This window comes from Pseudoalteromonas sp. S1608, from assembly GCF_005887265.1.
Classification (GTDB): Bacteria; Pseudomonadota; Gammaproteobacteria; order Enterobacterales; family Alteromonadaceae; genus Pseudoalteromonas; species Pseudoalteromonas undina.
Window position 1 is genome coordinate 1 of sequence record NZ_PNDK01000004.1, and the last position, 13,370, is coordinate 13,370.

Annotated in this window: 10 protein-coding genes; 8 read left to right on the forward strand and 2 right to left on the reverse strand. The window is 41.4% G+C overall.

The window, feature by feature from the left end; translation table 11 throughout:
* Positions 1 to 207: 207 nt before the first annotated feature.
* A complete protein-coding gene (gene arfA, locus CWB75_RS02685; protein ID WP_010389506.1) occupies positions 208 to 408 on the forward strand; it encodes an alternative ribosome rescue factor ArfA in 201 nt (66 codons plus the stop codon).
* Positions 409 to 738: 330 nt separating this feature from the next.
* On the opposite strand, the gene CWB75_RS02690 is transcribed toward arfA, so the two are convergent.
* Entirely contained in the window at positions 739 to 1,722 is a 984-nt protein-coding gene (locus CWB75_RS02690; RefSeq protein WP_138569815.1) for a helix-turn-helix domain-containing protein, read from the reverse strand.
* A gap of 221 nt (positions 1,723 to 1,943) precedes the next feature.
* Between CWB75_RS02690 and CWB75_RS02695 the strand changes: the two genes are divergently transcribed.
* The 3 genes from CWB75_RS02695 to eat are packed head-to-tail and all read left to right on the forward strand — an operon-like array spanning position 1,944 to position 5,669.
* Positions 1,944 to 3,350, forward strand: coding sequence for an ethanolamine ammonia-lyase subunit EutB (locus CWB75_RS02695; RefSeq protein WP_138569816.1), 1,407 nt, complete (start codon positions 1,944 to 1,946; stop codon positions 3,348 to 3,350).
* Complete coding sequence (gene eutC / locus CWB75_RS02700) at positions 3,347 to 4,219, forward strand: ethanolamine ammonia-lyase subunit EutC (protein ID WP_138569817.1); 873 nt, start codon at positions 3,347 to 3,349, stop codon at positions 4,217 to 4,219. The genes CWB75_RS02695 and eutC overlap by 4 nt, the downstream gene beginning before the upstream one ends.
* Before the next feature lie 37 nt (positions 4,220 to 4,256).
* Positions 4,257 to 5,669 (forward strand): ethanolamine permease, encoded by a 1,413-nt coding sequence (gene eat, locus CWB75_RS02705; protein WP_138569818.1) that lies wholly within the window; start codon positions 4,257 to 4,259, stop codon positions 5,667 to 5,669.
* Between the two features lie 201 nt (positions 5,670 to 5,870).
* Here the strand turns inward: eat and CWB75_RS02710 are convergent, their stop codons facing one another.
* Complete coding sequence (locus CWB75_RS02710) at positions 5,871 to 6,887, reverse strand: LacI family DNA-binding transcriptional regulator (protein WP_138569819.1); 1,017 nt, start codon at positions 6,885 to 6,887, stop codon at positions 5,871 to 5,873.
* Positions 6,888 to 7,458: 571 nt separating this feature from the next.
* On the opposite strand from CWB75_RS02710, the gene CWB75_RS02715 reads away from it, so the two are divergent.
* The 4 genes from CWB75_RS02715 to nagA all read left to right on the forward strand — a co-directional run bounded on the left by CWB75_RS02715 (position 7,459) and on the right by nagA (position 13,350).
* Positions 7,459 to 10,149 (forward strand): beta-N-acetylhexosaminidase, encoded by a 2,691-nt coding sequence (locus tag CWB75_RS02715; protein ID WP_138569820.1) that lies wholly within the window; start codon positions 7,459 to 7,461, stop codon positions 10,147 to 10,149.
* A 163-nt stretch (positions 10,150 to 10,312) separates the two neighbouring features.
* The gene (gene nagK, locus CWB75_RS02720) at positions 10,313 to 11,224 is read left to right on the forward strand and encodes an N-acetylglucosamine kinase (protein ID WP_075170065.1); all 912 of its coding nucleotides are present in this window, start codon (positions 10,313 to 10,315) and stop codon (positions 11,222 to 11,224) included.
* On the forward strand, positions 11,224 to 12,222 hold the full coding sequence (gene nagB-II / locus CWB75_RS02725; RefSeq protein WP_054201443.1) for a glucosamine-6-phosphate deaminase NagB-II: 999 nt from the start codon (positions 11,224 to 11,226) through the stop codon (positions 12,220 to 12,222). The genes nagK and nagB-II overlap by 1 nt, the downstream gene beginning before the upstream one ends.
* Positions 12,223 to 13,350, forward strand: a complete 1,128-nt coding sequence (gene nagA, locus CWB75_RS02730) for an N-acetylglucosamine-6-phosphate deacetylase (protein WP_138569821.1) — start codon at positions 12,223 to 12,225, stop codon at positions 13,348 to 13,350.
* Positions 13,351 to 13,370 lie beyond the last annotated feature (20 nt).

Here is a 13,370-nt window from a genome sequence, read left to right on the forward strand (position 1 = left end):
AACAGACTGCTGCAAATTTAACCTTGAAAGGTCAACAGACCCTAAATTAACCAGCAAAGGCGCCGTTTTAAACGGCGCTTTTTTTATGCTTAAAAATATTGAAAAAGGCATTAAAAATGGTTGCATGCTTGAAAATTAAGCATACAATCGCCATCAATATCAGTGTGGGATATGTATCCCTCTCATTTTACTAATAGGAAAAAACAAATGGCTAAAAAAGGCAAAGCAAAAGCGGTTAATAAATCCGCAGTAGACACCGGTCGAGGAGTGATAAAGCACAACGCATTGGCGGCACTGGTAACCTCTAAAGTATTTAAACCGCAAGTGGTTAAAGCTAAAAAAGGTAAAGGTTCGTTTAAACGTAACAACAAACATGCAGGACAAGAGTCCTATTTAATCGCGGCTTAATTAGCACCGATCAAATAGGGCTTTTGACTTACCGAAATAAGGCTGACTTCGAGCTAAGAGCTTCGGGTTTCGAGTCACGAGCAGCGAACACAACCTAGCACCTTTAGCCTTCTCTTTCCGCGCAGCGTCTCATGATCTCTTTTTGAATTAATCACTTAAAACATGTTTGCACAAAGAGAAGTGAATGAGGAGTAAATGAGAAGGCAACGGGTGACGAGTAGCGAGCTTGTGCAAACAGTCTAGCATCTAGTCATATCAGCCCTTAAATCTATTCTTTCAGCGCAGCGCCTCCCGCAGCTCGTAGCTCGCCACCCGAAACCCGTATCCTCGTTATCCATGTATTATCGATTTAGAATTTGCCAAATAAGAAGCATGGTTTATCACTGTTTGCGAAGGGTTCTCACCAAATAATTGCGTGTAGTCTTTGGTAAATTGCCCTGCATGCCAAAACCCCCAATTGGCAGCAACCACAGAAATGGGTTTATCTTGCTTTGCTAATTTTAGCTCTCTTCTAACATTATTTAATCGGGTTAAACGTAAAAACCGCAGTGGGTTTATCCCTAAAATACTCTCAAAACTATATTGTAAGGTACGCCTGCTCACAAAGGTGAGTTCGCATAATTGAGTAATTGTTACCGTGTTTTGTGGATGCGCTTTTATATAATCTTTTACTTTATCAACAACCGCTTTGCGGTGTTTATAACTGGGAGCGATGCGTTGACATGGGAGCTGTTCGTTTAGTAAATGTAATACCAGCATATTAAGCATGTCTTGCTGTAAATCGGCATTTAGGCCAAAAGCGTTGTTGCTAACCATACTGTTTATTATACCCCGGGCACTTTTTAGCATGGCGTTGCATGTTGTCAGTCGCTCAGTACCTGAAGACGTTATATTTTTTAAGTGCATCCCTTGTATCTGAGCCATATGCTCTAACGATTGCGTGTCTATTACTAAACCATAAATATTAAACTGCTCAGGTGTAATAAGCTCAAAGTTACTCTCACTAGTGCGACACATAAATTGATTACTTGCCACATTTAAGCCATTAATTTTGCTCTGCTGCGACTGCTTTGGGATCCCAAGCCAAATAGATCGTGGCGCTATTGCGCATTGTTGGTGAAGAGCACGCTCTGTGTATTCTTCAAATGCATGAATATTAGAATAATCCACGCTTTCTATACACCCAAAAAATCGCCCATCACTGAGCTGATCATATTTTTGCTGCCACTGCGTTAGATTATGCGCCTGCTCATCTATATCTTGGGTATGCACCATGCTCTTTTGTGGTGCGCTAGCTAAATCTTGCTGCGTCATAATGGCGTTACTCTTTGCTTTTTTTATTTTTATTAAGATTAAGTTACCACCTGTAACTATAGTTAACTATATGAAATAAAGCTAAAAATGATGATTTGCCAAAATTCGATAGTGTCTTGGTATGAATTAAGCTCTCTTGAAACTAAACAAAATTGATTTATAGCTTATAGGTCAGCAAAACCTGTACCAAGGTTTGAACTAGTTGTTATGTGGAGTAGATCATGGGGCAAAGGTACCGATATACACTGGGCACGCAGGTGTATAATTTTAAAAATTTGGCGCAAGTAATGGCAAAAGCCACTCCTCATCGCTCAGGTGACAGGTTAGCGGGTGTTATTGCACAATCAGCGCAAGAGCGAGCGGTTGCCCAAATGACCTTAGCGGATATTCCGTTGAAGGCATTTCTAAATGAGGCACTGATTGCTTATGAAGACGATGAAATAACTCGCTTAATTATGGACGAACACGATGCTAATGCATTTATGGCGATTGCTCATTTAACCGTGGGAGATTTTCGTAATTGGTTGTTAAGTGACTTTGCAACTCCCTCGGTACTTGCAAGTGTAAGACAGGGGATCACTCCGGAAATGGCTGCGGCTGTTAGCAAAATAATGCGTAATCAGGATCTTATCCTTATTGCTAAAAAATGCCATGTAACCAGTGCATTTAGAAACACCATTGGTTTACCTGGGCATTTATCCACGCGTTTACAACCTAATCACCCAACAGATGATATTAACGGCATTGCCGCCTGTATTTTAGATGGGTTGCTGTACGGTAATGGTGATGCGGTGATAGGTATAAACCCCGCAACCGACAACGTGGCGCAGGCTATTAAATTGATGACATTGATGGATGAGGTGATTCAAAAATATGAAATTCCTACCCAAAGCTGTGTGCTTACCCATGTCACTAATACGATTGAATGCATAGAAGCGGGGGCGCCAGTTGATTTAGTGTTTCAGTCTATTGGTGGAACAGAAGCCACCAATTCGAGTTTTGGTTTTAGTTTAAATACTTTAGCTGAGGCACAAGATGCCGCGCTGAGTTTAAAGCGTGGCACGGTAGGCAATAATGTGATGTATTTTGAAACAGGGCAAGGCAGCTCACTTTCGGCTAATGCTCATCACGGGCTTGATCAGCAAACCTGCGAAACTCGCGCGTATGCCGTTGCACGAAAATTTAATCCACTATTAGTTAATACGGTGGTGGGATTTATAGGCCCGGAGTATTTATTTGATGGCAAAGAAATTACCCGCGCGGGGCTTGAGGATCATTTTTGTGCCAAATTACTGGGTATTCCGATGGGATGTGACGTGTGTTACACCAATCATGCCGAGGCTGACCAAAATGATATGGATAATTTACTTACGCTGCTTGGTGTAGCTGGGTGCTCGTTTGTGATGGGGATTCCGGGCTCCGATGACATTATGCTCAATTACCAAACTACCTCATTTCATGATGCGTTATACGTGCGCCGAGTTCTAGGCTCTCGTCCCGCGCCAGAATTTGAAAAGTGGCTTACTAACATGAACATTATGAAAAACAGTAGCGATGTTACTTTATCGCACAGTCTTCCCGCTGCATTTGCTAAGCCGTTAGATGCACTGGCGGGAGGTCGTTCATGACTGCAGATTTTAAATCAAATGACCTTGCTAATACTGATCATAAAAATAATGGCAATGTGGTACACAACCCATGGCGTGACTTACGCCAGTTTACTGATGCCCGCATAGGACTTGGTCGAGCGGGTATTAGTTTACCAACCTCTGAAATGCTGGCGTTTCAACTGTCGCATGCGCAAGCGCGCGATGCAGTCAATTTTCCACTTGATATCAATGAAATGAAAGCAAAGTTAGCGACTGTTAATGCAGCTAATGCGCGTGTATTGCATTTACATAGCCAAGCGGTTGATAGAGTTACTTATTTACAACGACCAGATTTGGGTCGAAAGCTAAATGAGAATAGTCGTCAATTATTACTTGATTTTGTTGCTGAGCAACAGCAAAGCACCCAAGAAAAATACGACTTAGCAATTGTAGTCGCAGATGGTTTGTCATCGTTGGCGGTTCAAAAAAATGCAGCTCCTTTTATAACTGAATTACTTTCACAGTTGAGCGTTAATAAGCCACTTACTTTTGCTCCAATCACCTTAGTTGAACAAGGGCGAGTAGCCATTGGTGATGATATTGGTGAGTTATTGAATGCCCAAATTGTGATGGTGCTCATTGGTGAACGTCCTGGGCTTAGCTCACCAGATAGCTTGGGACTTTATTTAACCTGGGAGCCTAAAACAGGGCTTAACGATTCGCTGCGTAATTGTATATCTAGTATTCGTCCTGCTGGTTTGTCCTATATCGATGCGGCAAAACGGGCAGCCTACTTATTAAATGAAGCTAAAACATTAAAACTAACGGGAGTGAACTTAAAAGATCGGACACAGGATGATGTGATTGAGCATCAACAATCGAGCCGTCATTTTTTAAATGCGGAATAACGGTAACTAAAAATAAAAAATCGATAAAGAGGATGTTATGTCTACTAATAATTCAGAATACTTAGCAAAAAGGCAGCTCAAAGGTGGCACTGCAGGTTGGTTATTGCTGGCAGGGTTAGGGGTATCGTATGTTATTTCAGGTGACTTTGCTGGGTGGAACTTTGGTATTGCAGAAGCTGGCTGGGGCGGCTTCGCGATAGCTGCAGTGTTAATGGCGATTATGTATTTAACTTTGGTGTTATCGCTGGCTGAAATGTCGGCTGCTATTCCTGCTGCTGGAGGGGGTTATAGTTTTGCTCGTCAAGCAATGGGGCCAACGGGTGGTTATTTAACCGGTCTTGCGGTATTAATTGAATATGCGTTAGCACCGGCCGCCATTGTGATATTTATTGGCTCTGCAGTGGAGGCGTTAACGGGGTTCAATGGCCCATGGGTTTATGCACTATTTTATTTGGTGTTTGTAGGTATTCATTTAGCGGGTGTAGGTGAAGCGCTAAAAGTAATGATGGTCATAAGCGGTTTAGCGGTACTGGCTATTGTTGCAACGGCAGTGGTTTTAATTACAAATTTTGATGCTACCAATTTATTTGATGTTGCAGTAACTGATGCCGCAGGTGCGAATGAATTTTTACCTTTGGGTTGGTATGGGGTGTGGGCTGCATTACCTTTTGCTATGTGGTTGTTTTTAGCGGTTGAAGGCGTGCCACTGGCGGCTGAAGAAGCAAAAGATCCGGCTAAAGATGTACCTAAAGGTATTATTGGCGCTATGGTATTTTTATTGTTTACTGCGTTGTTAGTGGTTGTGTTAGTACCCGGCGCAGCAGGTGCAACAGCAATGGGCGCAAGTGCAGTTCCGCTGGTAGATGCGTTAAATGCGACAGGCAATAGCGATTTAGCAACCGTGGTTAATATACTGGGATTAGCAGGGCTAGTGGCTTCATTTTTCTCTATTATTTATGGCTATAGTCGGTTGGTGTTTGCGTTATCGCGTGCGGGATATTTACCGCGTTCGTTATCAATTACTACAGCGCGTAAAGTGCCAGCACGAGCGCTTATTGTACCTGCTGTATTTGGTTTTTTAGCTTCACTAAGTGGTGAGGGCGATTTAATGTTAGCTATGGCGGTGGTTGGTGCAACAGTATCGTATGCGTTAATGGCGTTCAGTCATATAATGTTGCGCTTAAAACAACCCGACTTACATCGACCTTATAAAACGCCTGGCGGCATTGTCACTTCAAGCATAGCATTGTGTTTATCCTTGATTGCTTTGACCGGTGTGTACGCCTTTGACCCCCGTGCTTTTTTATACACTATGGTGCTGTTTATAGTCGGTGCGGCGTATTACTTTGGCTTTAGCTCTAAACATTTAGTGGCCAAAAGTGCAGATGAGGAGTTTGCTATGCTCGCTGATGCTGAGGCCGGTTTAAATACAGCGATAAGTGAGGGGTAATTTTCATTTACTAAAATAACTCATGTGGCTTTAATATTCGAAGAGTTTGCGCTGGCGCGGTAAGTTTTAACTTACCGCGCCTTTTTATTGTAAATAAATTCAGTAATACAGAAGGTATATTCAAAAAGTAGGCCGTTTTTAATACAACACTGCGCTGACCCTTTGTTACAGCGCAGAAGTGAATTATATGGTTAACCTAAGCTAAAGAGGGCGTGCGGTAGAGTCTCTTACGACGAGCTCAGGAGTGTATAGTTTTATAATATCGCGGTCATTGCCATTACGAATTTGTGCTATTAACAAGCTAGCCGCATCTTCGGCAATTTTATTATTAGGCTGATGAGCCGTGGTGAGTTTTGGCCATGTTTGACGAGAGAATGGGCTATCCTCAAACCCTGTTATAGAAAGCTCGCTGGGTATATCAATGTTCATTAATCTGGCTGCAAATAACGCACCGGCGGCTATTTCATCATTACATGAGACAATAGCGGTTGGCCTATTTGTTTGGCTAATGAGTGTTTTAGCGCCCTCAACCCCCGACTCAAATGAATATTCGCCATCAATAATTAAACTTGGATCTATAGTAATGTCGTATTGGGTTAGCGCTGCTTTGTAACCTTCCAAGCGCTCTTTGGTCGAGTTATGCTCGCTGCCACCGGCTAAAAAGCCAATGCGCGTGTGGCCGTTATTAATTAGATGCTCAGTAATTGACTTTGAGGCGAGATTATCGTCAATCATAATACAGGGTGTTAATGAGTCAGGCGCGTCGTGCCCTGATAAAATACGCACAACTTTTAGGTCTAGTTGAGTTAGCTTTTCAACAAACTCAGGCATTTCAGAAAAGGGTGGGGTGAGTAAGATTCCCGCGATACGAGTGCGTTTGATCATATTAGTAATTTCATCAAAAATATGCGCTTCTTTGGCATCACATGGGTGAATAAGTAGTTCAAACCCCTGCTTTTTGCACGCATCTAAAATACCATTTTGCATGTCGATAATGTAGTACGCATTAGGATTGTCGTATATGTAAGCTATGCTGTAAGCTTTTGTTCCTGCAAGACTTCTTGCTGCTAAGTTTGGCTGGAAGTTCAACTTTTCGACTGATGCCATAACTCTTTCCCGGGTATTGTCACGGACCGAGGTTTCGTTATTTATTACTCTTGATACCGTTTTTATTGATACCCCGGCATCTTTTGCCACGTCGTTTATTGTTGTTCTCATAGGCTTAATAGACCTTTATATATCATTTTAGGTACTAATTTATCTTTATCGGCTAACGACTACAGCAAGAGTAGTTAACAGTACTCGATTTTTATTATTTGACGACTAAATTATAAAGACATCATTGAATATTAACAGTTAATTTATACGCCTTTCTTGTGAGAATGGTAGATAAAGTTTTAGGTAATAATTTAGTAATATTTAAATTTAATTTAAATACAATGGTTTAAAAGAATATTAAGCTCACACTTGTAAATTTTTTGTATCTTTTTTGCCCTTCTGTGTAGCTATAAAAGAAAAAAAAGGATACATTAACAGCTTAATGACAGCGTTGTCATAAATTAAAGCGCAATGTTAATTATTATTTAGAACCTACGTAGTGGATTGTTTGGCTAAGGTAGCAATTACTAGATATGAATAGTGATTAATTTAAAGCATAAAATATTTTTTAGCTGATGGTACATTATAAACTAACCGCACTAAGAATAAATGCATTCAAAAATCGATTTAATTTTTAGCATTTGAAAGAGATGCTTGAGTGACTAAGTTAATAATAAAGGGAGAGTAGCGAATGAAGATTAAATCATTACTGACAGCATGCTGCTTAGCACTAGGTTTAAGTGCATGTCAGGGCAATGTTGAAGGACAAAATACGGCATCGGTTCAGCTAAGCCCTGCAAACGATAGTGCGGTGGAGTTACTTGCTAAAACATTACAAATAAAATATCAGCAAGTTGATAACCGCCCATCAGCACAGTGCGATCCAGATATTGAAAACGGTCACTGTTTTAAAGCGAATTTACATTTAACTGCCAACTCGGCGATTAACGTTGACCAATGGAAAATTTACTTTAGTCAAATTACGCCAATACAAAAGTCGATTAGCGATGAATTTACTATTAAACACGTTAATGGTGATATTCATGTCATTGAGCTTAAAGATGGGTTTACTGGCTTTAAAGCCGGTGAGACTAAAACGATTACTTTTTATGCGCATTTTTGGTCATTATCGCAAAGCGACGCTATTCCTAACTATATCGTGGTGAATAACAATGACACCGCTAAAGTGATTGAAAGTACAAAGCCTAAAATTGACCCAGAGACGGGCTTAGAGCTATTACCTCATGTAGAACCTTATACCGATTACACTCGTCAGTTTAAACGTACTGCGGGCGACAAAACACAGAGGCTTACTGCTGAGCGCTTGTTTGAGCGTAATGAAAAGTATGACTTTTCAGCTTATTTAACCTCGCAAAATCAAGTGAGTAATGTCATTGCTCAGCAAATTATACCCACCCCACGCGTTAGCGAGTTTAGTCAAACTCAAACGCTTGATATTAGCCAAGGGCTTAATATTAATTATGCAGAAGTTAATAAATCAAGTGTATTAGCTGCAATCGAGCGGCTGGAACTACTAGGTATTAATTTAAACGATGATGCAGCGGCAATTAAGGTCACACTCAATTCCACTGTTAAAAAAGATCAGCTTAATGGTAGTTATAAATTAGCAATTAAAGCCGATGAGGTTGTAATCGATGCAGTTGACGAAACGGGTGTTTTTTATGCTCTGCAAAGTTTAGCGAGCTTATATCAGGTTAACAGTAATATGTTACCTGTGGGAGAAGTTATTGATGCACCGCATTATCAGTTTAGAGGGGTATTGGTTGATGTAGCGCGAAACTTTCGTGATAAAGGCTTTATTTTAAAGTTACTTGATCAGATGGCTGCTTATAAACTTAACAAGCTACATTTACACTTAGGTGATGATGAAGGCTGGCGTTTAGAAATTCCATCACTGCCTGAGCTTACAGATATAGGTGCAAAGCGTTGTTTTGATCAAAGCGAGCAGCAATGTTTAATGCCACAGCTAGGCGCAGGGCTTGATACTTCAAGTGCAGCAAACGGCTATTATTCGGTAGCTGATTACCAAGAAATACTTAAAGCGGCGAGTGCGCGTCACATTCAGGTGATCCCATCGCTTGATATGCCAGGACATTCTCGCGCTGCGATTAAATCCATGCAAGCGCGTTATAATAAATATATACAACAAGGCGATAAACAAAAAGCCGAACAGTTTTTACTTTATGACCCGCTTGATACAACGCTCTATTCGTCGGTACAGCACTACAACGACAATACCATTAATGTGTGTTTAGACTCATCCTATGCGTTTATCCGTGAAGTAATGGAACAAGTAAAAAGTATTCATAGTGAGGCACAGCATCCGCTAACTCGTTATCACATAGGTGCCGATGAAACCGCCGGGGCATGGGTCGATTCACCTGCTTGTGCTGATTTTATTAAACAAAATAAGTTAGAAATTACCGAAGCAGGTCAGCTGGGCAGTTATTTTATTGAACGTATCGCTAATATGTTGGCTGATATGAATATTGAAACCGCAGCATGGAGCGATGGCTTATCGCATACTAACCCAGAGAATATGCCAGAGGTTGTGCAAGGTAATATTTGGGATTTATTAATGTGGAATGGCCATCAGCGTGCACATGAATTTGCCAATAGAAATTGGCAAGCAGTGCTTTCGTCGCCAGATGTGCTGTATTTTGACTTTCCGTATGAGGCAGACCCACAAGAGCATGGTTATTACTGGGCTTCAAGGCACATAAATACTGAGAAAATATTTCAGTTTATGCCAGATAATTTGCCTATTCATGCTGAGTTTTGGCTTGATAGAGAAGATAAGCCTTATGTAGCTGATGACACATTACAGCATGATGAGCAAGGCAAGGTCGTATCCGCGCCTTTAGCTAAAGATAAACGTTTTGTGGGTATTCAGGGTCAATTATGGAGCGAAAATACGCGTACCAATAATATGGCTGAATATAAGCTATTCCCACGATTATTATCGCTGGCACAGCGCGCTTGGCATAAAGCTGATTGGGCGGTACCGTATGATCACAATGGCTTTGTTTACAGCCAACAAACAAATCGCTTTAGCTCTGAATTAAAGCAGCAGCGCGATCAGCAATGGCAAACTTTTGCTGCTACCATAGGGCTAAAAGAATTTGCCAAGCTAGAACGTGCTGATGTGCATTATCGTCTTGCAAATGCAGGTGCTAAAATTGAGAATAGCATGTTGTACGCCAATATTGCTTACCCTGGTTTAGTGATTGAATACAAACAAGGTGATGAGCAATGGCAAACCTACACACAACCTGTCAAAGTAACACAAGATGTATGGGTTCGATCTAAGACTCCATCAGCTAGTCGTGTAAGCAGAAAGCTTAAAGTAACGCACCGTTAAGGTGCGTTTTTCCGTTAAATTATTGACGATTGAAGAAGTTATTTATTTGTAAATAAAAATAATGACAACGCTGTCATTTATGCTAGTATAAGATTCATACAGTATGACAGTCCGGCTTTATTTTAGTGTTTTGCAAAACGGTCGAACAACTTAAGAGGCAAAAATGATCACCAACAATATTAAAAACAATCAACTCTTTGTGGGGATCGATGGCGGCGGCACTAAATGTAAAGCAATTATCGTCAATAGCTGTAATAACATAGTCGGCACCGGTGTGGCAGGCCCAGGTAACCCGTTACATGGTTTTAATCAAGCAACTCATTCTATTGAGCAATCAGCGCGTTTAGCATTACAAGATGCAGGGCTTAAAGATATGCCTTTATCTGAGCTTATTGCAGGGGTTGGCCTAGCAGGGGTTAACTTACCAAGTTTGCATAATCAAATGACACAATGGCAACACCCATTTAAAGCCATGCACTTAACTACTGATTTACTTATTGCTTGTATGGGCGCTCATCAGGGCGAGGATGGCGCAGTGATGATTGCTGGCACTGGTTCGTGTGGATTTTCATACGTTAATGGCCAATCGTTTATGATTGGTGGTCATGGCTTTCCACATGGTGACAAAGGCAGTGGTGCATGGATTGGCTTTACTGCTTGTCAGTATGTGCTGCTTAGCCTAGATAAATTAATCCCAAGTGGTGCGCTTACTAACTTGTTAATGAAGTATTTAGAAGTCAGCGATGCAATGCAACTTGTTGAAGTGATTGCCAATAAGCCTGCAGCCTTTTTTGCGCAACTTGCAGGTTGTGTTTTTCAATCAGCACAGGCGAACGATGCCACAGCAATTGCCATTTTAAAAGAAGGTGGCGCTTATTTAAGCGACATTGCACGACAATTATTAGATAAAAACCCACCAAGGCTTTCGTTTATTGGTGGCTTATCAACCGTGATGACAACATGGTTAGACCCAGACATACAAGCTATTTTATCAGCCCCATTATCGTCACCAGAAATGGGGTCTGTACTTTACGCTAAACAACAGCACGTTAATTACAGCAGCCAGGAGTTATGATGTTTAACACACTAATGGAAAAAGAAGCGGCGCAAACGCCAAATGTTATTGAAAAGCAAATTATTGCCAACCAACCTTTAGTGGAAAAAATTGGTCATAAGCTTCGCGATATGGCCCCTAAGGTGGTTATGATGATTGGTCGCGGTTCATCAGATCATGCTGGTGTTTTTGGTAAGTATTTAATTGAAATTGAAGCGGGTGTACCGGTCAGTTCTGCAGCGCCATCAGTGGCGAGTGTATATGGTAAAACATTAAAGCTTGAAGGCGCTGTTGTGATTGTAATTTCTCAATCAGGACGCAGCCCAGACATTCTTGCCCAGGCAAAAATGGCGAAAGAGGCAGGCGCTTATTGTATTGCGCTGGTTAACGATGAAGCGTCACCTCTACAAGACATAGTCGATGATTTTGTTCCTCTTAAAGCCGGCGATGAAATTTCGGTGGCGGCAACAAAAAGCTATTTGGCAACGTTATCAGCCCTAGTACATATTGTTGCTAATTGGACTCAAAATGAGTCATTATTACAAGGGCTTGACGAGTTACCTAGCGCGCTTAATGCCATTATAGATTCGCCAACTCAGTTACAACCTACTGAGTTTGCAAATATTAAGAATATGGTGGTATTGGCACGTGGTTTAGGATTTTCTATCTCAAAAGAAATGGCACTTAAGCTTAAAGAGGTCTGTGCTATTCATGCTGAGTCATTTAGTAGTGCGGAGTTTTTACATGGTCCGGTGACTTTAGTTGAGCAAGGGTTAGTGATTTTAGATTGTTTGGTTGAAGATGAAACCAAAGAGTCACATCAGCAGCAAATTGCTGAGGTCAAAAAACGCGGTGCACAAGTGATTAGTCTTAACCAACAAGGTATTAAAGTACACCCGCGATTAGCGCCATTTTTAGTATTACAGCGTTTTTACCTTGATGTGGCAAAAGTGGCATTAAGCCGTGGTTTTAATCCTGATGAGCCAAAGGGGCTTAAAAAAGTAACAAGGACATTATAAATGTCAGTTAAACGAATACATGTAGCCCAGTTTTTTGATGGCGAGCACTTTGTTAACGACAAAGTGCTAAGCGTTGATGCGGGTATTATTACGGCAATAGATGATAACGTACAGCAGGCAGACGAGCACCTAACGGGTTTAGTTGCACCTGGCTTTATTGACCTACAAGTTAATGGCGGTGGCGGTGAGTTGTTTAACCGTACTAGCAGTGTTGCTGGGGTTAAAAAAATACTGCTAGCACATGCCAAATACGGTACAACTGCTATGCTGCCAACGTTAATTACTGACACCGTAGAAGTAATGCGCCAAGCAGCCGATGTAATTGCTAAGGCGATAGCCCAACAAACGCCAGGTATTATTGGCATTCACTTTGAAGGGCCGCATTTGTCAGTGGCAAAAAAAGGGGCTCACAGCGCTGATTTTATTCGTCCTATTTCTGAACAAGAGTGGCAGGTGTTATCTCGTCAAGATTTAGGTAAAGTCGTAGTCACCTTAGCGCCTGAAAATGTAATACCAAGCGATATTACCAAAATGCGCGATTTAGGGATTCAGGTTTGTTTAGGTCATACCAATGCAAGCTTTGAACAGGCTCAACAGGGCGTTGATGCTGGGGCAACCGGATTTACGCATTTGTATAATGCTATGTCACCACTACAAGGGCGTGAGCCGGGAGTGGTTGGCTGTGCATTATTAAATGATGATACTTATTGTGGCTTAATTGTTGATGGCCATCATGTTGATTACGCAGCATGCCAACTGGCATTAAAAGCAAAACCCATAGGGCACGTGTTTTTAGTTACTGATGCGATGCCACCAGTGGGAACAGATGATACTCAGTTTGCTTTTTTTGACCGAACTGTCAGCTTAGAGAATGGTAAACTCACCTCTACAACAGGCGAGTTGGCGGGTTCTGCGCTTGATATGGCAACCGCAGTTAGAAACACCGTGTTTCATTTAAAACAGCCATTAGCGCAAGCGCTTAAAATGGCGAGTTTATATCCTGCTCAGTATTTAAAGTTGCCTGCCACACACGGGCGATTAATACCGGGTAGTCCAGCAGATTTTGTACAATTAAACACACAACAACAAGTCATTAGCACGTGGATTGGCGGCGCTCGGGTTTGTTAACAACATAATAAATATAAATA